Below are 24,613 nucleotides of genomic sequence, written 5' to 3'. Positions count from 1 at the left end.
CTGTAACCAAGCAACGGGAGATGTTTGCCTGCCGCCTTGAAATCCTGCTGTGAATGCTTAATTACCATCTCGGCGCCATCCCATTGGATGGACAATGGATTGTACCCCATGACCGACAATGTCCGCGAGCTGCGACCCCGGACCCCGGATACGGAGAAGATCACAATCAACCTAGGCTATGTGGACCTCGGCCAGGTCGATCTCATGGTGCAGGAAGGGTTTTATTCGAACCGCACCGATTTCATCCGGACGGCGATCCGCAACCAGCTCGAGCGGCACGCGGATGTGGTCAAGCAATCCACCGCCCGTAAAAGTCTGGACCTGGGGCTGCGTAATTATGCCCGCGTCGATCTCGAGAGGGCGCGGCGCAACGGCGAGATGCTGCACATCAACGTCCTCGGCTTGGCGACTATCGACCAGGACGTCACGCCCGAGCTGGCGCGCGCCACAATTGCCTCGGTCTCGGTGCTCGGAGCCCTTCATGCCAGCCCCGCGGTCAAGGCCGCTCTCGCCGACCGAACGAGGTGAAACGATGCTGAATCCAGCCATGGTCCGCGAAGCGACTCGCCTCACACGTGCCGGCCAACTGGTCGAAGCCACTGCAGTGCTGCAGCGCATGCTGCGCGGCGATGGCGGCCCCGCAGCGACAAGGGGAAACGCTGTGCCTGTCGAGCGTGCGAGGCTCGAGCCGCCGACACTCGAGCTGAAGGCCAACGTGGTCGAGGAGAGGAAGAGCGGGCCGTCCACGCAAGCCACGCCTGCCAAACGACACAAAGCCTCCGCGCCCTTCGGCGGCATTAAAGATCTTTCCGGTTTCAGCCTGCCAGGTTTGGTCGGGCGCGCTCCACTGTCCAAAGCGGATATTGCACCGGACGGCACAAGGTTCGTCTCTGCCACCTTCACCAACGCGGCGGGAAGTCGGACCTACAAGCTGTTCATACCCAACCGCGCTGATGGAGGACCGCGACCCCTCATCGTCATGCTTCACGGCTGCACCCAGTCACCGGACGATTTCGCCGCCGGCACCCGGATGAATTTTCTGGCGGACGAGCGGAATTGCTTCGTTGTCTATCCGGAGCAGCCACGCGGAGCCAACCATGCGAAATGCTGGAACTGGTTTCGCACGGGGGACCAGCGCCGAGATAGCGGCGAGCCTTCGCTGATCGCCGGGATCACCCGCCAGATCATGCGGGAGCATCCTATCGATCCCAAGCGCGTCTACGTCGCAGGACTGTCGGCCGGCGGGGCCGCCGCGGCCATCATGGGTGCGACGTACCCCGACCTATACGCCGCCATTGGCATCCACTCCGGCCTGGCTTGTGGGGCTGCCAGCGACCTTCCGTCCGCACTGGCCGCTATGCAGCGGGGCAGCGCTGGACCGATCGGGACGGCCCGCGCCTGGGTGCCGACCATTGTCTTCCATGGCGATCGCGACACCACGGTGCATCCGAGCAATGCTGACCGGATTCTCCGTGGGCCGGACGACGATGCGAGCCTGAGGACGAAAATTCTTCGCGGGCGAGTACCTGAGGGGCACGCATATACCCGCACCATCCTCACCGATGGAGGTGGCTTGGACATGTCCGAGCACTGGAGCGTCCACGGCGCCGCCCATGCCTGGTCGGGAGGCAGTCCTGCCGGGTCCTACACGGATCCGCGCGGGCCGGACGCGACCAGGGAAATGCTGCGTTTCTTCCTCGAGCATTCGCTTGCTTTACGCGGAGAGTAGGACGGCGGCCTGAATGTAGCGTTCGCTCACAAATAAGTAGCGCGCCGGAAAACTGATACGCGGAAAGACAAGCCAGCCGCGACCGACATCATGGGAGCGTTGCGCCGGAGCATGGGCAGGAGGAGGCGGCGGCGAAGGCTGCTAAGCCGGCCAAGAAGCCGGGGAAGGCTGTTGCGGGTCAGAAGGAAAATGCTTATGCGGGGCCGCAGGAGTCGCTGCGGCGAAAAGCAACGGGCCAAGGACACCGCAACTCGGTCTGACCGGCAACCACGCAGCAGGGAGCTATCGATGCTGAGAACCTTGTTCACGGTCGCCTTCATGCTCTCTGTATCCCCGTCACTTGGTGCCCAAGAGAAGCTATCCGCCGAGAGTGCGAGCGCCAATTTTCAGAAGAATTTCGCGTCCGCGTACAACCGAGGCGACGTTGACGCAATGGCGGCAGCATTCGCCGAGGATGCAATCAGAGTTACTCCTAGCGGAATTTTCCAGGGTCGCGATGCCATACGGCGCAGTTTTCAAGAAGCCCTAAAGATAGGACTGCACGACTACTCCGTCAGGCGCGTCGTATCTCGCACAGAAGGATCGTTCATACTGAATGTCGGAGAATGGCAGGCCAAAGTGGGCGATCAGCCTTTCCGCGGCTACTACAGCGCAATCCTGGCCGGCGATGGCGACGAAATGAGGATCATTGAGGAGACGGTTAGCATCGCGGCGCCATAGCGGCGTCGCAGGTAGCTCATTCTTTTGCTTTTGGCACCATTCGACCTTCATGCACCTCATGCGTTACGGCGCGGCTGTCCTCTGAAACCGGCAAACGCTTCACCAGTCGCTCACCGCACCAGAGCTCGACGGAATTGCCGTGCAGCATCTGCCTCGCCCAGACGATGGCGTCCTCGTCGTTGGCGCAGGCGAACGTGCGGGAGTTCTCGCGACCATTCGCATCAACGATGCAGGCTCGATATTGCATTCTCAGCTCTTCTGATTCGGCGGTTCAGCTCGACCGAACTGTAAGCACTGACCGGCCAAAATTTAACTCTTTTCGTCTCGTAACCTTACGCCAGGCGCTGTCGCTGAGCGCGCGAGCCCAGGATCATTTTCGAGGTTTTTTCAATGAGCGGAACGAGACCCTTCTACCACGGCACCCGGGCCGACTTGAAGCCGGGGGACCTGATCGCTGCCGGTTTTCGCTCCAATTACGGAAGGCGGGCGCAGGCATCCTGGGTCTATCTCACGGGTACTTTGGAAGCAGCCATTTGGGGCGCAGAGCTGGCACACGGCGACGGCGCGGAGAGGATCTACATCGTCGAGCCGACCGGGAAGATCGTGGATGATCCCAACTTGACCGACAGGAAATTCCCTGGAAACCCCACGCAATCCTACCGGTCGCGCGAGCCACTCCGCGTTATCAGCGAGGTCAGCCAATGGACCGGACATTCCGCCGAGCGGCTGAAGGAGATGAAGGACCACATCCAGCGGCTGAAGGAGGAAGGCGTGGAGGCGATCGACTGATCTTCGATAGAGATCGTAGCCCTCGGCTTCGCGTTCGCAACGGAGAACAGCCTGGCTTGACTTGCCCCGTTTGAGGATGTCCCCGGCCAGCGTCGGATCCTTGAAGGAGATTTTGAATGGCAGCTTCTGTTGAGATCGCAATCCTGCTCTATCAGGGTGTGACGGCGCTCGATGCGGTCGGGCCCTGGGAAGTGCTGTGGCGCATCCCGGGCGCGCAGGTGCGGTTCATAGGCAAGGAAGTCGGGCCCGTCGTCGCGGAAGGCGGCGGCCTTCTGCTTGGAGCCACCCACTCAATTTCGGAGACGATCTGCCCCGACGTGGTCATTGTTCCCGGAGGCTCGACCACCCCCAGTCAGATGGTCGACGACGAGGTCCTCGATTGGCTGCGGAAGGTGCACCGAACCTCGGTGTGGACAGCTTCGGTCTGCACGGGAGCTTTGATCCTTGGTGCGGCAGGAATCCTGAAAGGGCAGCCGGCGACGACGCACTGGTACAAGATGGGCGTGCTGCGGATCATGGGTGCGAAGCCCAGGCCCGATGAGCGCGTCGTCCGCTCTGGGAAAGTCGTCACGGCGGCGGGCGTGTCGGCTGGCATCGACCTGGCGCTCTGGCTGGCCGGCGAAATTGCGGGCCGTGAGCGGGCCGAGGCCATCCAACTGGTGATTGAATACGATCGGCATCCGCCTTTTGATGCCGGTCACATCAGCAAGGCCTCCAAAGAGGTGCAGCGCCTGGCCAACAAGATGATGGACGACAGTATGCCCGCAGACCAGCGGCGGCTCGTTCCCAAGATCGCCTGGAATCGCTTCCTTGACCTCGTCCGCACGGGGCAATAGCACCGGGACCCGTTGGGCGCCCGGCGGTTACCTTACGGAAGATCGCCCTCCGTTAGGTGCGTCTCTGGCCGAACGAATGGCGAGTTGACTGCGGCTGGCACCATCAGCGAAGTCTGCGCCAACATTTTGCTGTTTCCCGGCTGAGCGCGACCCGGCGAGAAAAAGTGAACGCTTGATCCTGTTCTACGTTGAGGCCGGTGACCGGCGTCATCGGGGTGCGGATGCCATTTTGACAGGAGATGCGAGAGAATGCACCGGAGCAACTCCCACAACGCCGCAAAAAAATCCACCATTCTTCTGGTTGAGGATGAAGCTCTCCTCCGTGAGATGCTGGAAGAGACCTTGATCGAGGCCGGTTACGGGGTTGTTAGCGCCGCATCGGGCGAAGAGGCCGCCCGTTTGCTCATCAGAACGCCGCTTCCGCGAGCTGTGGTCACGGACATTAATCTCGGCCGCGCCAGGATGGACGGATGGGGGCTGGCTCGCCTCGCACGCGAGAACGACCCAAGCTGCGGGATCCTGTACGTCTCCGGCGATAGCGCCCACCGATGGGCCTCCAATGGCGTGCCCGGCAGCATTCTCCTGCCTAAGCCGTTCGCGCCGGCCCAATTGGTCCAGGCTTTGTCGGATCTTCTCATCCGAACGTCATAGCTGCCGGGCGCCGGAAAAGGGATGCATCCGGGTTCAGTTCACCCTAGGCTTCTCGAAACGATAAGAACTGTCTCGCGTTCAGGGGTACCAAGTGTCTGTCGAGTTTCGAAACAACGTGCAGGTCCGCGGCCGCGGCGAGCGTGCCATGATGTTCGCTCATGGGTTCGGGTGCGACCAGAACATGTGGCGCTTCGTGGCCCCGCCGTTCGAAGACGAATTCAGCACGGTGCTGTTCGATCACGTCGGAGCGGGCCGCTCGGACCTCACCGCGTACGACCGCCACAAGTATTCGAAATTGTCCGGTTATGCCGACGACGTCGTCGAGATTAGCCAAGCACTCGGGCTGAAGGGCGCGGTCTTCGTGGGACATTCCGTCAGCGCCATGATCGGAGTTCTCGCTGCGATCAAGGATCCGACATTGTTCGAGAGCCTTATCCTTGTCGGCCCCTCGGCGCGCTACATCGACGATGGCGACTATGTCGGCGGCTTCAGCGCCCAGCAGATCGAGGAGCTTCTTTCGTTTTTGGAGGAGAACCACATGGGGTGGTCGGCGCAGATGGCGCCTGCCATCATGGGCAACCCCGACCGTCCCGAACTTGGCGAGGAACTAACCAACAGCTTCTGCCGTACTGACCCCGCCATCGCCAAGGAATTTGCCCGGGTCACCTTCCTCTCCGACAACCGCGCCGACCTGGCCAAGGTCAAAGCGCGCACACTGATCCTCCAGTGCAGCGAAGACATTATCGCCGGACAACAGGTGGGTGCGTACGTCCAGCGCAACATTTCGAACAGCAAAATGGTCGTGCTGAAGGCGACCGGCCATTGTCCCAATCTGAGCGCGCCCGAAGAAGTCGTCGCCGCAATCCGAGAATTCGTCTGAGTGAACAACAATTATCCCGCTGACAGTGATTTCGAAGACCTCTACGAAAACGCGCCTTGCGGGTACCTCTCGGTTCGTCCGGACGGCCGTATCGATCGGGCCAATCGGACCCTTGCGGGCTGGATGGGCTACCAGCCCGATGACCTTCCCGGGATGCGGCTGAGCGACTTGCTCAACATGGCGGGACGCATATTCCTCGAGACCCATGTCGCGCCGCTACTCCGGATGCAGGGCTTCTTCGACGAATTCGCGCTCGATCTCCTCACAAAGACCGGGGCTCGGCTGCCGGCCATCGCCAACGCCCGCGAGCGGCGGACGGACACGGACGCGCTTCTGTTCACCCGCCTGACGATCATGCGCGCGGCGGACCGGCGCCGCTACGAGCGTGGGCTGATCGACGCCCGCAAGGAAAGCGACGAGCTCAAGACCGTGCTGGAGGAGCGCCTTCAGCAGGAGCGTGCAAATGCGGAACTGCGTGAGCAGTTCATCGCCGTGCTCGGCCACGACCTGCGCAATCCGCTCGCATCGATTGCGGCCGGCGCACGGCTGATGCTCAAGGCCAAGACTTCGGAAGACGCGCTTCGGCTCGAGTCCATGATGCAGAGCAGCGTCGGCCGAATGGCCAAGATGATCGAGAGCGTCATGGACTTGGCACGAGGCCGCCTTGGCGGAGGCATCTCGCTGTCCAAGTCAATTACGGCGATTGAACCCGTGCTAGACCAGGTCGTCGCCGAATTGACGGCGGCTCATCCGGAGCGCCGCATCGAAGCCAGCTTCGAGGTCGAGACACCGGTCTTCTGCGATCCGGCCCGTATCGCGCAATTGTTCTCGAACCTGCTCGGTAACGCAATCAGCCACGGCGCGCCCGATCAACCAGTGCGGGTCGAAGCTACCGCCAAAGCAGAAATGTTCGAGCTCTCGGTGGCCAATGGAGGTGCGGCTATTCCGGAGGAGGCTCGGACGCGCCTGTTTCAGCCGTTCTACCGAGGAAAGGCGCACGGCCCTTCTCAAGGGTTGGGACTTGGTCTGTACATCGCGTCTGAAATAGCGAAGGCGCACGGAGGTTCAATCGAAGTCGACTCGACCGACACAGAAACCAAGTTCACCTTGCGGATGCCCCTCGAAGGCGATGGATCCCTCCGGCCGCATTCCACTCGCTGAGACCAGCGGCCTCCGGCGCGGTGGGCCGTCGATGCGAACGAATTCTACGGCGGCAACCGGCGGGCCTCGTGCATAGGAACACGGGCTGGCTTCTCGGCATCTCTCACTGGGTTTCGTCCACCCTCCAGATGAACGAGAGTGATTTGGTCAATTTCCATCACCTCAGCCTCTTCCGGCGTCGGGCTTGCCAAACCTTCTACCGAAGCTGTCTGGAGGAGAGGCGGAAAAAGGGCGTGCGCCTGCTCCGCAGCTGGCTCACTGCGCAGCAGCGCGCACAGTTCGATCGGGATGGCTATTTCGAAGTGGTCGGGTCCGACACGGGTACGCGCTATCGCATCCGTCGTGGCACGTCGGCCAATATCCGCGAGGTCGATGCCTCCGGTCGGCTGGGAATGGGACGGTGCTTTGTACCCGCCGGCGAACTCGTCGAAGGAGACGTGATGCTGGTACAAAAGATTGCCTTGGAGACGAGTGAACTTGAGACGCTGAACATCGCCAAGAACTTCTACGGGTGGTGACGCACGCGGCCCAAGACAATCCGTGCGCCTGCTTTCTCCCAGTCGTGCGCAACCAAAGTTCCGTGTGCACTTGTGTACAAAGCGCCGAATCCTTAAATCAGAGTGCAGTACCGACGATCGCGCTACCCGCCAACCGCAGGAGCTGCGCCGTGGCCTACAACAAACCTTTCAATATTGCCGTCATAGGAGCTGGCGCAACAAAGCTGTCGGTGGTCGCTCTCGATCTGGAAAACGCGGAAGCTGCGTGCGACGTTGCCAAGCGGATGGCTGATGCGACTGGACGAACTGTCACCGTTCGCGATGCAGAAGGCGAGGTCCTCGGCATCTTTCCGGGCGCCAAGAAGAACTAGGAACGGCCAACGGCACCCGGCGTTTGACGCTCATGCCGAGGTTCTTCTTCGAGTTTGATGAAAGGCGCGCCCCCAAGGACGGGGATGGTGAGGCTGAGGCCTTGGACAAAATCGAGAGCTGTGAACTGCAGCTTCTTGAAGGATGCGAGGCGGCGAGCACCCAAATCGACGCGCTTGGGGGATCTTCGAGCAGCAGAGAAACACTAATCGATAACGTCACCCAGCCAGCAGCAAAGCCTTAGACCTCCTTTCCGGCTCGTCGCTCGATCATGGCGGGCCAAGCCTCCCGGCCCTTTTCAGTACCTGCCGCGAGCTGCGCGGCTCGAGAGAGTTCAACGGGTAAAGGGCTCTCGACGAGGCGCCTCAATGACAAAGCGCCATCTCCGCGGGAAAAATCTCCTGGGTCATGACGAGGCTCGCCAACGTTGCGCTGTGCCGGTAGCGAACACCCCGCTGCAGGACACATGGGTCCTTCTGGACTCAAATGGAGGTATCACTGTAATCTGCGAGGGAACTCGAACCCTTTAGGGTGTTCCCAATGACGAGGGGGCAATCCTTCGACCTGCGGCGATACCGACATGTCGGCGCCAGAAGACTATGGCCCGCTGGGAGGCTCATGACGCGAGATAGCGAACCTCGAAAGCCGGAAATTGCCGCATGGCAGTGGAGGCAAATCGTCAACGGCGCGACCGACACCGCCATCATCACCACCGACCTGCGTGGCCGGGTGACGAGTTGGAACATTGGCGCTTGCAACATCCTCGGATGGGCGGAAGCGGAGATGATCGGCCAGTCCTTGAGCCGCGTCTTTGCGGAGGAGGACCAAGAGGGCCAGCTTAGCCGCGAAATCTTCGACGCGATGACAAAGGGCAAGGGCGGCGGCGAAGAGGGCTGGCGTCTTCGTAAGGATGCCTCCCGATTCTGGGCCGTCGGTGAGCTCAGTCCCATCCGAGACAAATCCGAGGTTGTAGGATTCATCAAAATCTTGAGGGACCGCACGGCGCAACGCGGCGCCGAAGAAGCCATCCGGGAAGAACGCCACGCACTCGAAGTCCTCAATCGCGCCGGTTCGGCTCTGGCCGCCGAGACCGACATCCAGCGCCTGGTCCAAATCGTTACTGACGCCGGCGTCGAACTGACGCGCGCAGAATTCGGCGCCTTCTTCTACAACGTCATCAACAGCGCCGGCGAGAGCTACATGCTCTATACCCTGTCCGGAGCGCCGATAGAGGCATTCTCGAAATTCCCCATGCCGCGAAATACGGAGGTGTTCGCACCGACCTTCCTGGGGCAGGGCATTGTTCGTTCTGACGATATCACAAAGGATCCGCGCTACGGTAAGAACTCGCCCGGCAAAGGGATGCCTGAAGGTCACCTGCCGGTCCGAAGCTATCTCGCCGTCTCCGTCATATCCCGGACGGGTGAAGTGCTCGGTGGTCTTTTTTTCGGGCACGCCCGAACCGGCGTGTTCAACGAACGCTCCGAGCGGGGTCTGTCCGGGCTTGCCGCCGAAGCAGCAGTCGCCATCGACAACGTCCGCCTCTCGCAAGCCATGCACCGAGAAATCGAGGAGCGGAAGCGGGCGCAAGAGGCGCTGGTCGAACTCAACGCCACTCTGGAACGGCAAGTGACGGAGCGGACCGAACAGCTGCGCAAGAATGAGGAGGCCCTGCGACAGTCGCAGAAGATGGAGGCCGTGGGCCAACTGACGGGCGGCGTGGCGCACGATTTCAACAATCTGCTGCAGATCATCATCGGAAATCTCGAAACCTTGCAGCGCAATCTGCCGGCCGAGTTCGCCCGGCTCCAACGTGCCGCGAAGAACGCGATGGCCGGCGCGCAGCGCGCCGCTACCTTGACCCAGCGGCTTCTCGCGTTTTCGCGTCGTCAACCGCTCGATCCCAAGCCGCTCGATGTGAATGCGCTCGTCCACGGATTGTCTGAGATGGTCCATCGGACCTTGGGGGAAACGATTTCAGTGGAGACCGTGCTGGGTGCCGGGCTGTGGCGCGTCGAAGCCGATCCCGCGGAATTGGAAGCAGCAATCATCAACCTTTCGGTGAATGCACGCGACGCGATGTCCAAGGGCGGACGGCTCACTATCGAAACCAGCAACGCGCACATCGACGAGGCATATGTCGCCTCGCACACCGAGGTCGTTTCCGGCCAGTACGTTGCAATTGCCGTAACCGACACCGGAGTCGGCATGGACTCGAAGACCGTAGCGCAGGCGTTCGAGCCCTTCTTCACCACAAAAGCCGTTGGCAAAGGCACGGGCCTGGGGCTGAGCCAGGTTTATGGCTTCGTCAAGCAGTCGGGCGGACACGTCAACATTTATTCGGAGGTCGGACATGGCACGACCGTAAAGCTTTATCTGCCGCGGCTCGCGGCCGAGACCGCCGGCCAGGAACACCTCGACTCCGATCCCGCTCCTGAAGCCGCCAAAGAAGAGACGGTCCTCGTTCTGGAGGACGACGACGAGGTCAGGGCCTATTCGGTCGACAGCCTCCGCGAGCTCGGCTACCGCGTCATCGAGGCCCATGACGGTCCATCTGCCCTGAGGCTGCTCGAGCGCCAGCCTCGGGTCGACCTCCTGTTCACGGATGTCATTCTGCCCGGCGGCCTGACCGGCGCACAAGTCGCGGCTCAGGCAAAAACGCTGCGGCCCGCGCTCAAAGTGCTCTTTACAACCGGATACGCGCGCAACGCCATCATTCACCATGGCAGGCTCGATAAGGGCGTGCAGTTGATCGTCAAGCCATTCAGCTTCAGCGATCTGGCCACCAAGGTGCGCGATGTGCTGGACAGCTCGGGCTGACGCACTCCGCCGCAGCGAGCAGCAGGTCAATCACTGCATCTACCGGCAGTAACGGCTCCAGGACAGCCCGAGCGGCGCGTCAATCCCGACAGATCTACCTTCCTACCGGCGACCAAAACCCGGGCAATACCGCAAGCCCGATCGGCCAGAACTCGGCGCGCGTGCGCCGGTTCCTCACGTGCGCATTGGCACTGGGCACTAGGTCCAGAGTTAAACAGCAATGGAAAATCCGTCCGATCCCGCCGAAAGCGAATTGCTGGACAAGCTTCGGCACCATATCCGAATCCTGGTCGAAATCGGCCGGCTTAGCGCGCGCGCCGACCTAAGCCGGTTCCTTGATCAGGTCGTTGTCCAGGTCGCGCGTGCCGTGGAGATATCCCACGTTAAGGTCCTTTGCTATCGACCGCGCGAGGCCGACCTTCTTGCTCTTGCGGGAACTGGATGGAAGGACGGACTGGTTGGTAGCGCCACCTTTTCGGTCGACCTGCGTTCGCCCCCGGGACGGGCGTTCCAGACGGCAGAGCCCGTGACCATCAAGAACGTGGCTGAGCAGGAGGAATACGACTATTCCGAGTGTTTGAAGGAGCACGGCATCGTCTCTCTCACCAACGTACCGATTCTGATTGAGGGTGCGGCGTGGGGTGTATTGGAGGTGGACAGCACTACCCTGCGCGACTTCAGTGAGGACACCACCGATTTTCTCATAGCTGCGGCCGCGATGATAAGTGCAGCAGTACGGCACCACAATGCAGAACCGGACGAAAGAGAGCGCTTGATAGCCGCTGCTGCGGAAGCGCAAAGTCGCGAAATTCTGCTTCGCGAAATGCAACATCGCGTCAAGAATAATTTTCAACTGGTTATCGCCGCGATCTCCAATCAGAAACGTCGACGCCCTGCGGAAGATGTTCATCAGGCGCTCGACTACGTCGCAAGCCGCATCAGTGCAATTGCTATTGCCCATGATCAGCTCGCACCTCGACAAGACGGCCGTATCGTCAAACTATCTGACTACATCAGGGCTCTGTGCGGCGCGATACGTCAACAGGCTGACGGCGTCGACGTCGATGTGCAATGTGACGAGCTAGAACTGAGCATCGATAGGGCATTGCCGGTCGGGCTGGTTCTGAATGAGATCGCGATGAATAGCATTAAGCATGCGTTCGGACCGAGCGGGGGGAGGATCAGCGTGAGCTTGGTCGGAGGAATTGGCTATGGCGAAGCGCGCCTGACAGTGGCGGACAACGGGAGGGGTATTCGTGACATCAACGAGCATGGGTCTGGCTTAAAGCTCATCAACTCTCTGGCAAAACAGATTGGCGGGTTAGTTGAGCAAGCAAGCTCTGATTCCGGCACGGTCACCTCGCTTAGATTCCCGTTGATAACCTAATCCATTGCGAGCCATTTGATTGGCTATCTGCGATGTAGCTCCAGCGATGGCCGTTGGCTTCAGATCTGCTGACTTAGATCTCTGTGTGGCTGCAAGGAGCTAGCTCCAAGCGCTGCAACGGCGAGACGTCGCGCTAGATGGTCTGTCGCCGGGTTCGCGTCTCGTCGTAGGGGCCACGTCCGCCTGAGCAAAAAAGGCTCCGGCGCCTGAGGGACTTCTAGAGGAGAAAACTGCCGGGGCTGCTGGCCGTTCAAGCAAGTAGGCCGATGATGGCGAAAACAGAAATGGTCGCACTAAACTCATGTGAATAGCGTGCCGATGGTAGAATTGCTTTAATCGCAGAGAGCTCAGAGCACTAAACTGCCTGTTGCGAAGCCTCGCTTCATTCAACTCAAGCGGCTCTTGAGCGTGAGTCTTAGTGCTGCGATCCAGTTTCACGACAATCGAGGTGAAATGCCGCTACGCACCCAATCCGAACCGATGGCGGGTCCTCAAAAGCCGGTTTGGCCTAGGAGTCCTTGTCAATGGCCGCGGGTGGCGTGACCAAGGCATGAAGATAGCCTGGGTCGAAGTCCGCCACATCTTCCAGCTTTTCCCGGTTGAGCAACTGAAAGTGTTGATGCTGCCACTCGATCATTCCTCCTTTCCTGAGCTCTTGGAGGGTCCGGTTCACGTGCACTATCGAAAGCCCGCACGCGTCGGCGACGTTCTGTTGCGTTAAGGGAAGTCGGAAGCAGTCGTTGTCGAGCAGCCCCACGAGCTGCAATCGAGTGGCGAACTCGCAAAGAAGATGAGCGACCCTGCCCAGGGCCTGCCGTGATCCCAAATTTTCGACCCATTCGCGATAGATGGCCGCGTGAATCAACGTCTCTCGCCAGAACGCCTGAATGAAAGCGGGTGAGTCTTTCATGAGCTCCCTCAGATAGGAATGCGGCACAAAGGCGATCTTGGAGCCGCCAACGCTGCAAAGGTCATGATCTACCAGCGGCAATTGCAGCGTATGTACGTCGGGCATGTCGCCCGCCACATAGAACGACGAAATTTGATTACGGTCTCCGATGACCCGTTGGCGCGACAAAAAACCACTGATCACGACCAAACAGCGGCCCGGCCTGTCGCCTTGGCGAACCGCATATTCCCCATGAGCGAGGGAAGTCACGGTGTGCGGCATGTGCGCGAGCTTGGCTTGCTCTGGCTCAGCAAGAGACATGACTGCTTGCAGACGTGCAATGAGTTTGCGGTGTGGCAAGCGTGTGCTCCCCCGTTTGCAGGCGGGAGCGCGACGCATCTCTCAGCCACCGACGCCCACGGATAGAGCCAGATCGGTGATCCCTGATTACGGCATAATATCTTGCGCTTATCCAGTAAATTGTGTCGCCCTCCGAACTCCATCGAGGCGGTCAGGCAGGTTGCCTCGCATTCGAGTCAGCAGAATTGCAGGCCCGATGTCCTGCATTCGTTGCCGTGATTGAACCAAGCAGAGCCAAGCTCAAGGGGCTCTTCATCTTCTGTTTCGGCAACATCCGGCCCTCATGGACTTCGTGAGTGACCGCCTGTTCGCGTTCCGAGGGCAGCAGCCGCCGCACCAGCCGTTCCCCGCTCCAAAGTTCGCCTGGTAGTACAGGCGATGGCATCTTCGACGCTTTCGACCTTGCCTTCCGAATTCCAGATTGTAAGCGCGATATTCAGTCATTTCGATAACATCTGCTGGCTTGTGACACTACTATCGCAGTCTGAACGGATAGTGCCTGGGATGTCGGCGCGGCGATGCTCCAAGCTTAACGGGCTGACCGCGTGCGTCTCATCGATCCACAAACGCATCGAACCGCTGGGGCAGCGAAGTCTTGAGCACAGCGGCTTTGCAGTTCGGTGTTCGGCCGATAGATAAGCCGATGAAGAGCTCAAGCCTCGGCTCGAGTAAACGGTGCCGAAGGCTCTCGTTCGATGGAATTCGAGTAGGCCACGCACTACACCGGCGTTGTGAAACTGCCGCTCGTAGCTGTCCGGCCGCGGGGGCCGAACTTGCATGAGTTCCATCTCGCCGTCCCAATCTGAAGGGCGGCTACCGTACCGGTGTCTAGATGCGTCGCGTCCTGCAACATGGCGCTCTCACCAACATAAATGGCACCGCCCGTGCTTCGCATCCTTGGAGCGAGGCGGTAGACCCAACGCCGGAATGACGGAGGCAATCCGGTCCTCGAACCGGGGAAGAGCCATGCCGGCCTGCGAAAACCTGCGGCAAGGACACGACAAGGCCTTTCAGTCGTAATGAGGGAAATACGCATGTCTCGATAGCTTCGAGTGCGAGATCAAGGCGTTGGGGCCGACGTGCAAATTTTCCGGCACGCGGATTCGGTCATGATCTTGAGGCCAGCGAGATCATTTTGCAATCACTGCGCCAGGAGAGACGTTGTCGTCGAGCTTTCCGTTTCGTGAGACGAACGGCAGCCAGATCCCAGCTAAGCCAAGTAAAGTAAAGCCCAAATCGGATACGTCGCGATTACGCAACCGAACTGTCAAGAGATGAGAGCGAACAACCCTGTCGGACATGCAGCTCGAGAAGTTCACGCAATGCGAAAGACTCGCTCGCCCAGTCGTATCGTCCGTCCCAGCTCACAAATGCAGCATCCCGGATCGTGCCGTCTGAGATGTTCCACGCGGCTGCACGTGCTGAGCCAGGAGAGCCGCGGCGCAATCAGAAGGTGCCGTACGACTCATGCTCTCGAATATGCGTGACTCCATCAATCCCAATCTTATGAAGGTCTCCAGCGCGATGCGATGTACTTCTCTGCCTCTGCAAGATCCGGGAAAGTAGGGTGATTCGGTGCGCCAAGCGGGCCAAAAGCGGTTTCGATGAACCAACGACCAGCGAGCTCACCATGTTGCTCAGAGAGGCGTACCAGCACTGCAGCGAGTCGGTCATCCACGAAGGCGAGAAAGCCCTCCTCGTCGTAACCGTTCGCGACGCGCACTGGCTGCAGTTTGAGGCTCACGGTTTGTCCGCTTCGGTCGGGTCGAGATGCAGGTGTTTCGGGTCAAACTCTCCGGCCTCTCTGAGGCCCGACCAGTTCAACACGGCAAGCACCCCTCCGCTGAGGCTAATGAGATCTGCACCTCGAAGTTCCTGGAGTGATCGATTGACGTGAACGGTCGAAAGCCCAGGCGCATCGTCGATTTCAGCCTGGGTCACCGGCGACTCGCATTCTCGTTCGTCCGCGGGATCCACCGCTCGAAGGCGCACGAATATCTCGTAGAGAACGTGAGCGATGCGGGTAGCGGCCGACCGACGGCCCATGCCCAGAATCCATTCGCGAAACACGGCGGCATCGATCAGCGTATTGCGCCAGAACACCTTGGCCACCCGCGGACACATTTGCATCAGGTGTTGCAGCGCTTCGTGCGGAATGAACGCCAACCGCGCATCGGTCAGCGCGCCAAGGTAATGGTCCATGACCTTTAGCTGGAGGCTTTGGAGGTCTGGAATGTCGCCCGGAAAATGGAATGAGAAGATCTGCCGACGCCCCTCGGCCGTGAACTAGTAGCGGCAGAGCAAACCTTGGATAACCAGGCAGCATTCTGATGGGCCAGTCCCCTTCTGACGCGACATCGTGATCCGCGTGACCTGCCTGACCCTCAGCGGCAGGCTCAACACGGACCTGATCTCAAGTCCCGTTAGAGGCGCAATGCTGCGCAGCTTCGGAGCAGTGTTTGTGCTCCGGGCCGAGGTTGGTAAGGTCATTCAAAGTGTGGCTCCCATCCGCAGGCGCGCAGTATGCTTTGCGCCGCGAACTGTTCGGCGCCTGTGATCAGTCGGTAGCAGAAATTTGCCGAATGGGCGCCCTAACATAAGCTGGTTTACGCACTCCGAGGAGGAACAATGGGTTCATCGACATTGGAACCATTCATCCGCAAGCTCGAAATCGGGGCGGAGCTATCGGCTGAGGATCGTCAAAAGCTTAGCCAGCTCACCTTCCAGACAAAAGCGATCGGGTCCCACGAAGACGTCATCAAGGAGGGCGACAGGCCAGACCACGTTCACCTGGTCCTTTCGGGCTTCGCGTGCCGCTACAAAGTCCTGCCCGGCGGTGATCGTCAGATCCTGGCCTGGCTGGTGCCGGGCGACATGTGCGACCTGCATATCTCGATACTGGGCGAGATGGATCATACGATCGGCACGCTATCGCCTTGCCAGATGGCATTCATCCCACGCGACATCATCGAAGAACTTACGTTGGCGGGCGGCACCATCTGCCGCGCGTTATGGTGGGCTACTCTCGTCGACGAAGCGATCTTGCGGGAGTGGCTGGTCGGGCTCGGCCGGCGAACGGCCGATCGGCGCATGGCACATCTATTTTGCGAACTTAATCTGCGGCTCTTGAGTGTCGGGGCGGCGACCCGCGATAGCTTCGATCTTCCGGCGACTCAGGACGAGCTCGGCGACACCTTGGGCCTATCCACCGTGCACGTGAACCGGACATTGCAGCACCTACGTGAGGACAAGTTTCTCACCTTGACGAGCAAACGGCTGACCATCCTGGACCGCCTGCGTCTGGAGGAGTTCGCCGAGTTCGACCCCAATTATCTCCATCTAGACAAGCGCCCCCATTGAACGACTGACGAAGGCAATTCGAGAGAAAGTGCCTCGGCAACAGTAGGCGTCAGGCAAGCGAGGGGCATCTGTGCGACATGGATCAGCTTGCGTACCAGTGAACCTGGCGGCTTAGTCTGTAAACGGGGGCCTACCGGGTCGTCGCTGTAAATGGTTCGTGGCCTGCACCCCGCAAATGCATCAACTATTTCGCCCGTCACGAAGCGCCAAATCATGAAAGGCTTAATCATGGAGGCCGATCCGAGCGCGCCTTGATGACGGGGTCACCAGCAAGCCTCACGATCACTCCGTCGCGCCATTGCATTTTCCGACCAGCCCGAGCTATATCGGCCCCGGCTGCCTCGCGGACGAACTATCCCGCGCCATGAGCGGAAAGTTTTTGCAAGATAGGACCGGCGAAAGCCGTCGAGAAAGCGGGTGAGCTCGTAGCCACTAGCCGGCGTTTCGCTAGCGAACCAGTCTTTTACGCGATAGAAGTCTTACCATTCCGGTCCGTCCTGCTGAGACAAATCATGAAGAAGGCGTCCGCCCCGAACATTGACAGGGTGAGGTTAGGTCTCGATCCCCTGGTTGCAATAAGCCTGACGGGCGCTGTGCTCTTCTTCCTGATCAGCGGAGCCGTTGCCTCCTTCAACCTCGAAGCGTTGCGAGAGGGCAATCAAAAAATCACTCAGTCGCACAGGGCAATCATCGCGCTCGATGAGTTGCTAATAGGCATGCAAGACGCGGAAACGGGCCAACGCGGATTTATCATCACCAACAACGAAGATTATCTTGTTCCCTATAACTCGGCTCTGACGGCAATTCCGACGAAGCTGGATGAAGTCCGCGCATTGGTCATCGATGATCCCGCCCAGAAGCAAAGGCTCATATCTCTCAAAGCTCATGTCGATGCGAAACTCATAGAGCTCAAGAGAGCCATCGACCTTAGGCGCGCCCAAAGCCTTGAAGCGGCGATAGCAGCCGTGAACTCCAATCGGGGCAAGATCGAGATGGACGCGATCCGAGCTCAAATCGCGGGCATGGCCGGAGAAGAAGCGAGACTGCGCGCGGCCCGCCGCACAGAAATGACGGCTGCTCAAAATACGGCCCTTGTCAGCGGTCTCCTGTCCGGGCTCCTCGGCATTCTCCTGACGGGCATGATAGCCTTCTTAGTTCGCAGAGCGACGCTTGCTCGGCGTCGCGAGGAATGGTTGCAATCCGGTCTAATGGGATTGGCCAGGGCGATCATGGGGGATCAACCAGTCGGCCATCTTGGTAACAGCATCCTAGATTACCTCGCTGGCTATCTCGGCGCGGTAGCCGGCGCCGTGTTCGTCGGATCTGGCGAAATTTTCCGGCGTACGGCGACATATGCAGTCCCGGAGGACGCGGTCATTACCACGCAGTTTAAGCTAAGAGAGGGTTTACTCGGCCAAGCTGCTGCCGAGGGTCGAACTGTGTTGATCGGCGAGATCCCCGATGGCTATCTCTCATTCGGTTCCGCTCTGGGTCGGGCCAAGCCAAGCTATCTCGTCGTCTTTCCTGGAATGAACGACGGAGTTGTGAACTCAGTGATCGAGCTCGGCTTTCTGCGCCCTGTCGACGAGAGCGCTCTTGCTCTCCTGGAGCAAGCCTCCACTGCGGTCGCGATAGCTGTCCGCTCTGCAAATTATCGTGCCGAATTACAGAGCCTTCTCGAGGAAACGCAGCGTCAATCCGAGGAGCTACAGACGCAAAGCGAAGAGCTGCGCGTTTCGAACGAAGAATTGGAGGAGCAGAGCCGTGCTTTGAAAGAGTCTCAGTCACGGCTCGAACAGCAGCAGGTTGAACTTGAGCAGACAAATTCACAACTTGAGGAGCAGACGCAGCAACTCGAGATGCAGCGCAACGATCTAGAGCGAGCAAACGCTTCCGTTCATTTGAAGGCTCGAGAGCTGGAGCAGGCGAGCCGATACAAGTCGGACTTTCTTGCCAACATGTCTCATGAGCTGCGAACGCCCCTCAATTCTTCGCTGATCCTTGCGAAACTGCTGGCCGACAACCGAGAGGGAAACTTGACCGATGAGCAGGTCAAGTATGCGGAGACCATCCAATCCTCTGGGAATGATCTGCTGAGCCTAATCAACGATATTCTGGATCTTTCAAAAATCGAGGCAGGCCATGTGCAAATCCGGCCTGACACCATTGCGGTGGATCGTCTGACCAATAATATTCGAAAGATATTTGAGCCGGTGGCTAAGCAGAAGAAATTGGATTTCGTACTGGAAGTCGCGCCGGGAAGCCCCGCGAGCATCGAGACGGATGGCCAGCGGCTTGAGCAGGTGCTCAAGAATCTGCTGTCAAATGCTTTCAAGTTCACTGAGTCTGGCCGCGTGGGCGTCGTAATACGACCAGCCGGTGACGGCAATATCGTTTTCACGGTGTCGGATACTGGGATTGGGATTGCCGAGGAGCAGCAGGAAAGCGTGTTCGAGGCGTTCCACCAAGCCGACGGCACAATCAGCCGGAGATTCGGCGGGACGGGTCTTGGCCTATCCATCTCGAGGCAGCTCGTCCGCTTGTTGGGCGGCTCCATTCACCTTAAGAGCCAGCAAGGACAGGGTAGCACGTTCTCGATAACAATTCCCCAGACCTACGATCCTGCACGGGTCGCGCCGCGCGACGCCCCGCCACACAACACGCTTGCAGCTGTTGTTACTCCCGCCGAACCAACCAGGGCACCAAGGCGTAGCAGCAAAGTTGCTGACGATCGGGACGCGCCTTCCGACGGCAAGAAGGTCCTGTTGGTGATTGAGGACGATGAGACATTCGCCGCCATTCTACGTGACCTGTCTCGCGAAAGTGGGTTTAGATGCCTGGTCAGCGACACCGCGGAAGAGGCGCTGGAAATGGCTAGGCTGTACAAGCCTAGTGCTGTCGTTCTCGATGTCGGCCTCCCCGATCAATCTGGTCTTGCCGTCCTCGATCGTTTGAAGCGGGACGAACAGATGCGGCACATCCCGATTCACGTTGTCTCTGCAGCCGACCACGCTGAAACTGCTCTTACGCTTGGTGCTGTCGGGTTTCTTGGCAAGCCGGTTAGGCGGGAGGACTTGATCGACGTTCTACAAAAGCTTGAGGCCAAGCTTTCGCAGCGAGTGCATCGCATTCTCATCGTTGAAGACGACGCGGTACAACGCGACGCAGTCGCCAAGTTACTTACCTCCCATAATGTCGAAACCGTCACAGCAGGCACTGCAGCCGACTGCTTGCGGCTTCTTAAGGAAGAGACCTTTGACTGTATGGTTCTGGATCTTTCACTGCCTGACGCCTCAGGCTATTCCCTTCTCGAAACATTGAGCAGTGAGAGCGCTTACTCTTTTCCACCGGTGATCGTCTATACGGGCCGCGAACTCACAGCTGACGATGAACAGCGGCTGCGTCGCTACTCCAAGTCGATCATCATAAAGGGCGCGAAGTCTCCCGAGCGGTTAATCGATGAGGTTAGCCTATTTCTGCACCAGGTGGTGTCAAACCTGCCGGACGAGCAGCAGAAGATGATCCGTCAGGCGAGGAGTCGCGATGCGATGCTTGAGGGTAGGCGTATTCTCGTGGTCGAAGACGACGTCCGGAACGTCTATGCGCTGACGAACATACTCGAACCTCGTGGTGCGACCATCGATATCGCGCGGAACGGTCGAGAGGCCATAGAGGCGCTCAATAAAGCTGCGAAACAACCCGGTTCGGCAATCGACCTCGTTTTGATGGACGTAATGATGCCGGTCATGGATGGGCTGGCGGCAACGAAGGAAATCCGCAGCAACCCGGATTGGAGGAAGCTTCCGATCATTGCTTTGACAGCGAAAGCGATGCCTGACGATCAGCAGCGCTGCATCGACGCCGGTGCCAACGACTACATGGCCAAACCGCTTGACGTCGAGAAGCTCCTCTCTCTCGTGCGTGTTTGGATGCCGCGGTGAGCAGTAGTCCAATTCCCGAGAAGATTGAAGATATCGAGATCAGGCTCCTTCTCGATGCCCTGTATTTCAAGTATCACTACGATTTTCGAAATTATGCGATGGCTTCAATCAAGCGACGCCTCAAGCAGGCTCGTGAGCAGCTCGGCTTCAAAACATTCTCCGCAATGCAAGAAAGCCTCTTGCACGAACCATTGATGTTGCCACGCATTCTCGGCTATCTCACGGTTCAAGTCAGCGAAATGTTTCGCGATCCAAGTTATTTCCGAGCCATTCGGGAAAATGTGATCCCGCACCTTCGCACTTATCCGTCGCTGAAGGTTTGGATTGCGGGCTGCAGTAACGGGGAAGAGTTATATTCGTTCGCCATTCTCTTTTGCGAAGAAGGGCTCTTGGAGCGTACGCTATTTTATGCCACGGACATCAACGAAGATGCATTGCATGCCGCAGAGGCGGGAATCTTCGGACTCGACCGCATTCAGCTCTTCACTGAAAACCACCGGAAATCAGGCGGCCACTCTTCATTGTCCGATTACTATCAGGCGGCATACGGTAGGGCCTCCTTCGACAAGAATCTGCGTCAAAGGGTCGTCTTCTCTGACCATAGCTTGGTGACCGACTCCGCTTTTGCTGAGGTGCAACTGATCTCCTGTCGGAATGTTTTGATATATTTCGATCGAGATTTGCAGGATCGTGCCCTTGGCCTCTTTAAGGACTCGCTGGCGCGAAAAGGCTTTCTCGGACTTGGCGCCAAGGAAAGCCTTCGCTTCTCGAAGCATTCCGGAGCCTTCACAGACTTTGTGCGCGAGGAAAAAATCTATCAGAGGCGGCGGGAATAATGGAGGAGAAATCCGATGCCATAGTCATTGGAGCGTCAGCGGGCGCCCTTGAAGCGTTATCCGTTCTGCTCATGGCACTGCCTGCCGAGTTCAGTCTACCCTTGATGGTGGTGGTACACCTGCCGCCCGACAGGCGAAGCGTTCTAGCCGAACTCCTTCAGCAAAAGTGCCGGATTTCCGTTCGTGAAGCCGAGGACAAGGAGCCGGTCAGTGGAGGGACTGTGTACCTCGCGCCACCAGACTACCATCTCCTGGTCGAGCCGGATAAAACTCTAGCTCTCTCCAGCGACGAGCCCGTCCTCTTTTCAAGGCCTTCAATCGACGTCCTGTTCGAAAGTGCAGCCGATGCGTATGGATCCGCCTTGATTGCCATTGTTCTTACCGGCGCAAACTCGGATGGCGCCAAGGGAATGTGCGCGGTTGTTGCAGTTGACGGCATTGCCATCGTTCAGAACCCGGAGAGCGCGTTCGCTTCGACGATGCCGAGAAGCGCGCTTGAACTCACCCCAAGTGCGCGGGTCATGACCCTCGATGCGATTGCAGCTTATTTGCGAGAAGTGGGAGTTTCAACGTGAGCCCCGTGAAGTTCTTGTTGGTCGACGATCTGGAGGAGAATCTGCTTTCGCTAGGCGCGCTCCTTCAGCGTGATGGCCTCATTCTAGTGAAGGCGCGCTCGGCGGATCAAGCGCTTGAGCTCCTGCTCGAGCATGATTTCGCATTAGCGCTGATTGATGTGCAGATGCCTGGCATGAACGGCTTTGAGTTGGCTGAGCTGATGCGTGGAAATGAGCGCACCCGCCGAATTCCAATCATTTTTGTGACAGCCGGCAGCGCCGACGGTCAACGCCGGTTCCATGGCTATGAAGCTGGTGCCGTCGACTTCATTCAGAAGCCGATTGAGACCGATATTCTGCGCTCTAAAGCGGAGGTGTTCTTCCAGCTTTATCGCCAGTGGCAACAGATCGCCGCACAGAGGGACGAAATCAAACTTCAAGCTCGAGCTCTCGAAGAAGCGGGCCGTCGCAAAGATGAATCCCTTATAAGCCTCACGCACGACATCAGCCTGCAGAAGAATGCCCGTGCGCAGCAAGACGTGCTGCTGAAGGAGATCAATCATCGTATCAAGAATCTTTTCAGCGTCACTGCAGGATTGATTGCTCTAAGCGCACAATCGGCCACAACAGTCGAAGAGCTTGCGATGGATCTCCGGTCCAGACTGCTAGCACTGTCTCGTGCGCATGATTTGACCCTGCCGGATCTGAGCAGTGGCGGTACAGCTAAAGCCGCCACTTCCGTCAGAGCGTTGCTCAGTGCGATCTTGGCTCCTCACGAGGATGAGCAAGCGTCTCGTATCGCCATCAGTGGATCGGACGCTCCGCTTTCAGGTAACGCATTGACATCTCTTGCGCTGCTACTTCACGAACTTACGACGAATGCGGCGAAGTATGGCGCTCTGTGTTTCCCAGATGGCCGACTCATCATTGCGATTGAGGCAACGCAAGAGCTGTTTCGGTTGAAATGGGAGGAAAGCGGGGCTACGCCGATGGCCGAGGTCGCGTCGCGCGAAGGGTTTGGAACAGTCCTCGAGAAAGCCGCTCTCAACGGGTTGGGCGGGCACATCTCTCGGAATTGGAGGAATAACGGGCTCTCTTTGTTTCTCGAGATTCCCCTGGCGAACCTTGCGACATGATCAGGACGGAAGGCGGATGCGGTGCGGCTTCACCATCCAGGAGATCAATCGCCTCGTCCGCTATCGCGATGGGCGCCGGAAAACGAAGTATCAATGGAACGGTTGATCGCCGACCTGCGCCCGCCGAGTCACGACACGGAAGAGAAAGGCTCCTCTCGGGCAGCAGATTAAGGGCTCCACCATAGTAGATGATTCGAACTATGAGAAGTCGAGCTAACGATGGAGCGCGACCGGACGAAAAGCGTCGACCAATGGTTTCTCTAACCTGCCCTTCATCGAGCGGAGAACATCGTATGCATTGTCACGCGGCATTGGCCGCTTGTAAGCCCGCTGCTCGATGAGTGCAGCAAAGATGTCGGAAATTGTCAGCATCCTCACGATATCGGCAATGCTATCTCCGCACAGACCATCCGGATAGCCGCTGCCATCAAGATATTCGTGGTGGTGGCGAACCGCATCGAGAATTTCGGGCGTGATATGTCTTGTGCTTTTAAGCGCCTCGTATCCCACTTCCGGGTGTGTCTCGATCAATGCACGCTCCGAGTCATCGAGTTTGCCTGGCTTGTCTAAGATCGCTAATGGAACGCGCGCTTTCCCGATATCGTGGAACATCGCAGCCGTATGTAGACGTTCAATGTCAAGCGGTTTCATGCCTAGGCTTAAGCCAAAGTCGACGGCGATGCCCGTGACCAGCAGACAGTGCTGGTAAGTACCCTCGTGGTGGCGACGAACTGTGTTGAGCCAATCGGCAAGCCCGTGTTCAGCAACGCTTTGGGCAATCGCTTCCCCGGCTTGCCTGACGTTCCGAAGATCGATAGGCCCTCCACTAAGAACAGCCGAGAACATCGAGGCGATGCTGGCAGCGCCCTGAGACGCTGGGTCCGCTGGCCAGGCATGAGATTGATCGGTTAAAGGTCGCGCCGACTGGCCGGGGGAGAGATGCCAAAGCAAGAGTGCTGGCTCGACAGGCTTGAACAAGACGTGCGTTGCGCCAAGCGCCAATGCCTGCACTTGACAGAGCCGTGTGCCTCGGTCGACTAGGAAGATACGGATAGGAATGTGGGAAAGGCGGTTTGAGAGCGCTTTCAGATCGAGAATGTTTTTCGGGACTCGTAAATCGGCATCAATGACTATCACGTCGAAGCTTTTGCCAACCAGATCGAGTTCGCTTAGAAGTTCGCATTCGACGTGCTTATGCTCAAGCAATTTGCCTAGGACGTGGACTCATTAGCGCCGAGCCATAGCCTGATTGACGCTAGTTGGACGAAGGCAAGGTAATTGGCGGCAAGTTTGTCGTAGCGCGTCGCTACCCGACGACATTGCTTGATCCTGTTGAAGAACCGCTCAACTCGATTGCGAGCGCGATACAGGTAGGGACTGAAGCAGATCGGTTCGCTGCGATTGCTTTTCGGCGGGATGTTGGCCCAAGCGCCTTTCTTGATCGCAAGTTCTCTAATCCAATCGGCATCGTAGCCACGGTCCGCCAGCAGCATCGATCCAGGCTTCATGCGAGACAAGAGTTTTCCAGCAAGCCGGTTGTCGTGGGCTTCTCCAGGCGTCAGCGCAACTCGGACCGGTAGGCCGTTTGTATCGTAAGCGATGTTCTCAGGCCACGCGCCAGCGTTCTGGGGTAGCGAGATAGGCCCAGGGTAGCAGTTCGTCGATCTGGCTATTCGGGTGATCGTTGACGATGCGGGT

Annotated in this window: 23 protein-coding genes and 1 pseudogene; 17 read left to right on the top strand and 7 right to left on the bottom strand. The window is 58.6% G+C overall.

What is annotated here, in order from left to right:
• Positions 1–108 precede the first annotated feature (108 nt).
• The 3 genes from IVB41_RS08140 to IVB41_RS08130 all read left to right on the top strand — a co-directional run bounded on the left by IVB41_RS08140 (position 109) and on the right by IVB41_RS08130 (position 2,449).
• Positions 109–528 (top strand): CopG family transcriptional regulator, encoded by a 420-nt coding sequence (locus IVB41_RS08140; RefSeq protein ID WP_247429222.1) that lies wholly within the window; start codon positions 109–111, stop codon positions 526–528.
• Between the two features lie 4 nt (positions 529–532).
• Positions 533–1,729, top strand: a complete 1,197-nt coding sequence (locus IVB41_RS08135; RefSeq protein ID WP_247429219.1) for a PHB depolymerase family esterase — start codon at positions 533–535, stop codon at positions 1,727–1,729.
• Between the two features lie 288 nt (positions 1,730–2,017).
• Positions 2,018–2,449, top strand: a complete 432-nt coding sequence (locus IVB41_RS08130) for a nuclear transport factor 2 family protein (protein WP_085357348.1) — start codon at positions 2,018–2,020, stop codon at positions 2,447–2,449.
• Positions 2,450–2,465: 16 nt separating this feature from the next.
• Here the strand turns inward: IVB41_RS08130 and IVB41_RS08125 are convergent, their stop codons facing one another.
• Positions 2,466–2,696 carry a hypothetical protein gene (locus IVB41_RS08125; protein ID WP_085357349.1) on the bottom strand — a complete coding sequence of 77 codons (231 nt, stop codon included), beginning with the start codon at positions 2,694–2,696 and terminating at the stop codon, positions 2,466–2,468.
• 143 nt (positions 2,697–2,839) lie between these two features.
• On the opposite strand from IVB41_RS08125, the gene arr reads away from it, so the two are divergent.
• The 9 genes from arr (at position 2,840) to IVB41_RS08080 (ending at position 11,839) form a co-directional block, all read left to right on the top strand.
• Positions 2,840–3,238 (top strand): NAD(+)--rifampin ADP-ribosyltransferase, encoded by a 399-nt coding sequence (gene arr, locus IVB41_RS08120; RefSeq protein ID WP_247429215.1) that lies wholly within the window; start codon positions 2,840–2,842, stop codon positions 3,236–3,238.
• 116 nt (positions 3,239–3,354) lie between these two features.
• Positions 3,355–4,074, top strand: a complete 720-nt coding sequence (locus IVB41_RS08115; protein WP_247429212.1) for a DJ-1/PfpI family protein — start codon at positions 3,355–3,357, stop codon at positions 4,072–4,074.
• Between the two features lie 249 nt (positions 4,075–4,323).
• The gene (locus tag IVB41_RS08110; protein WP_247429209.1) at positions 4,324–4,725 is read left to right on the top strand and encodes a response regulator; all 402 of its coding nucleotides are present in this window, start codon (positions 4,324–4,326) and stop codon (positions 4,723–4,725) included.
• Between the two features lie 91 nt (positions 4,726–4,816).
• On the top strand, positions 4,817–5,605 hold the full coding sequence (locus tag IVB41_RS08105; RefSeq protein WP_247429205.1) for an alpha/beta fold hydrolase: 789 nt from the start codon (positions 4,817–4,819) through the stop codon (positions 5,603–5,605).
• On the top strand, positions 5,606–6,766 hold the full coding sequence (locus IVB41_RS08100; protein ID WP_247429201.1) for a PAS domain-containing sensor histidine kinase: 1,161 nt from the start codon (positions 5,606–5,608) through the stop codon (positions 6,764–6,766).
• A gap of 233 nt (positions 6,767–6,999) precedes the next feature.
• The gene (locus IVB41_RS08095) at positions 7,000–7,284 is read left to right on the top strand and encodes a hypothetical protein (protein WP_247429198.1); all 285 of its coding nucleotides are present in this window, start codon (positions 7,000–7,002) and stop codon (positions 7,282–7,284) included.
• 149 nt (positions 7,285–7,433) lie between these two features.
• A complete protein-coding gene (locus IVB41_RS08090) occupies positions 7,434–7,634 on the top strand; it encodes a hypothetical protein (RefSeq protein ID WP_247429195.1) in 201 nt (66 codons plus the stop codon).
• Between the two features lie 616 nt (positions 7,635–8,250).
• Positions 8,251–10,452, top strand: a complete 2,202-nt coding sequence (locus IVB41_RS08085; RefSeq protein WP_247429191.1) for a PAS domain S-box protein — start codon at positions 8,251–8,253, stop codon at positions 10,450–10,452.
• A 220-nt stretch (positions 10,453–10,672) separates the two neighbouring features.
• Positions 10,673–11,839 (top strand): sensor histidine kinase, encoded by a 1,167-nt coding sequence (locus tag IVB41_RS08080; protein WP_247429187.1) that lies wholly within the window; start codon positions 10,673–10,675, stop codon positions 11,837–11,839.
• 508 nt (positions 11,840–12,347) lie between these two features.
• Here the strand turns inward: IVB41_RS08080 and IVB41_RS08075 are convergent.
• The 4 genes from IVB41_RS08075 to IVB41_RS08060 all read right to left on the bottom strand — a co-directional run bounded on the left by IVB41_RS08075 (position 12,348) and on the right by IVB41_RS08060 (position 15,290).
• Positions 12,348–13,088: a Crp/Fnr family transcriptional regulator gene (locus tag IVB41_RS08075; RefSeq protein ID WP_247429184.1), complete on the bottom strand. Its 741-nt coding sequence runs from the start codon at positions 13,086–13,088 to the stop codon at positions 12,348–12,350.
• A gap of 440 nt (positions 13,089–13,528) precedes the next feature.
• On the bottom strand, positions 13,529–13,867 hold the full coding sequence (locus IVB41_RS08070) for an erythromycin esterase family protein (protein ID WP_247430159.1): 339 nt from the start codon (positions 13,865–13,867) through the stop codon (positions 13,529–13,531).
• Between the two features lie 725 nt (positions 13,868–14,592).
• Positions 14,593–14,832: a hypothetical protein gene (locus IVB41_RS08065; protein WP_247429181.1), complete on the bottom strand. Its 240-nt coding sequence runs from the start codon at positions 14,830–14,832 to the stop codon at positions 14,593–14,595.
• Positions 14,829–15,290: a Crp/Fnr family transcriptional regulator gene (locus tag IVB41_RS08060; protein ID WP_247429178.1), complete on the bottom strand. Its 462-nt coding sequence runs from the start codon at positions 15,288–15,290 to the stop codon at positions 14,829–14,831. Before IVB41_RS08060 ends, IVB41_RS08065 begins: the two co-directional genes overlap by 4 nt.
• A 426-nt stretch (positions 15,291–15,716) precedes the next feature.
• Between IVB41_RS08060 and IVB41_RS08055 the strand changes: the two genes are divergently transcribed.
• The 5 genes from IVB41_RS08055 (at position 15,717) to IVB41_RS08035 (ending at position 22,915) form a co-directional block, all read left to right on the top strand.
• Entirely contained in the window at positions 15,717–16,448 is a 732-nt protein-coding gene (locus IVB41_RS08055; protein WP_247429175.1) for a Crp/Fnr family transcriptional regulator, read from the top strand.
• Between the two features lie 512 nt (positions 16,449–16,960).
• A complete protein-coding gene (locus tag IVB41_RS08050; protein WP_247429172.1) occupies positions 16,961–20,389 on the top strand; it encodes a response regulator in 3,429 nt (1,142 codons plus the stop codon).
• Positions 20,386–21,225 carry a CheR family methyltransferase gene (locus IVB41_RS08045; RefSeq protein WP_247429169.1) on the top strand — a complete coding sequence of 280 codons (840 nt, stop codon included), beginning with the start codon at positions 20,386–20,388 and terminating at the stop codon, positions 21,223–21,225. Before IVB41_RS08050 ends, IVB41_RS08045 begins: the two co-directional genes overlap by 4 nt.
• A complete protein-coding gene (locus tag IVB41_RS08040; RefSeq protein ID WP_247429166.1) occupies positions 21,225–21,800 on the top strand; it encodes a chemotaxis protein CheB in 576 nt (191 codons plus the stop codon). The genes IVB41_RS08045 and IVB41_RS08040 overlap by 1 nt, the downstream gene beginning before the upstream one ends.
• Entirely contained in the window at positions 21,797–22,915 is a 1,119-nt protein-coding gene (locus IVB41_RS08035) for a response regulator (protein WP_247429163.1), read from the top strand. The genes IVB41_RS08040 and IVB41_RS08035 overlap by 4 nt, the downstream gene beginning before the upstream one ends.
• Positions 22,916–23,128: 213 nt before the next feature.
• Here the strand turns inward: IVB41_RS08035 and IVB41_RS08030 are convergent, their stop codons facing one another.
• The gene (locus IVB41_RS08030; protein ID WP_247429160.1) at positions 23,129–24,121 is read right to left on the bottom strand and encodes an HD-GYP domain-containing protein; all 993 of its coding nucleotides are present in this window, start codon (positions 24,119–24,121) and stop codon (positions 23,129–23,131) included.
• A gap of 5 nt (positions 24,122–24,126) precedes the next feature.
• A pseudogene (locus IVB41_RS08025) lies at positions 24,127–24,507 on the bottom strand (IS5 family transposase); the annotation flags it as partial.
• Positions 24,508–24,613 lie beyond the last annotated feature (106 nt).

The sequence above is a fragment of the Bradyrhizobium sp. 44 genome, from assembly GCF_023073095.1.
In the GTDB taxonomy this organism is placed as follows: domain Bacteria; phylum Pseudomonadota; class Alphaproteobacteria; order Rhizobiales; family Xanthobacteraceae; genus Bradyrhizobium.
This window is presented reverse-complemented; position numbering and strand designations above follow the sequence as displayed.

Excerpts from the sequence above, each read along its gene's own strand:
- IVB41_RS08140 (WP_247429222.1), top strand. The coding sequence starts at position 109 with ATGACCGACAATGTCCGCGAGCTGCGACCCCGGACCCCGGATACGGAG.
- IVB41_RS08135 (WP_247429219.1), top strand. The coding sequence starts at position 533 with ATGCTGAATCCAGCCATGGTCCGCGAAGCGACTCGCCTCACACGTGCC.
- IVB41_RS08130 (WP_085357348.1), top strand. The coding sequence starts at position 2,018 with ATGCTGAGAACCTTGTTCACGGTCGCCTTCATGCTCTCTGTATCCCCG.
- IVB41_RS08125 (WP_085357349.1), bottom strand. The coding sequence starts at position 2,696 with ATGCAATATCGAGCCTGCATCGTTGATGCGAATGGTCGCGAGAACTCC.
- arr (WP_247429215.1), top strand. The coding sequence starts at position 2,840 with ATGAGCGGAACGAGACCCTTCTACCACGGCACCCGGGCCGACTTGAAG.
- IVB41_RS08115 (WP_247429212.1), top strand. The coding sequence starts at position 3,355 with ATGGCAGCTTCTGTTGAGATCGCAATCCTGCTCTATCAGGGTGTGACG.
- IVB41_RS08110 (WP_247429209.1), top strand. The coding sequence starts at position 4,324 with ATGCACCGGAGCAACTCCCACAACGCCGCAAAAAAATCCACCATTCTT.
- IVB41_RS08085 (WP_247429191.1), top strand. The coding sequence starts at position 8,251 with ATGACGCGAGATAGCGAACCTCGAAAGCCGGAAATTGCCGCATGGCAG.
- IVB41_RS08080 (WP_247429187.1), top strand. The coding sequence starts at position 10,673 with ATGGAAAATCCGTCCGATCCCGCCGAAAGCGAATTGCTGGACAAGCTT.
- IVB41_RS08070 (WP_247430159.1), bottom strand. The coding sequence starts at position 13,867 with ATGCAAGTTCGGCCCCCGCGGCCGGACAGCTACGAGCGGCAGTTTCAC.
- IVB41_RS08060 (WP_247429178.1), bottom strand. The coding sequence starts at position 15,290 with ATGGACCATTACCTTGGCGCGCTGACCGATGCGCGGTTGGCGTTCATT.
- IVB41_RS08055 (WP_247429175.1), top strand. The coding sequence starts at position 15,717 with ATGGGTTCATCGACATTGGAACCATTCATCCGCAAGCTCGAAATCGGG.
- IVB41_RS08050 (WP_247429172.1), top strand. The coding sequence starts at position 16,961 with ATGAAGAAGGCGTCCGCCCCGAACATTGACAGGGTGAGGTTAGGTCTC.
- IVB41_RS08040 (WP_247429166.1), top strand. The coding sequence starts at position 21,225 with ATGGAGGAGAAATCCGATGCCATAGTCATTGGAGCGTCAGCGGGCGCC.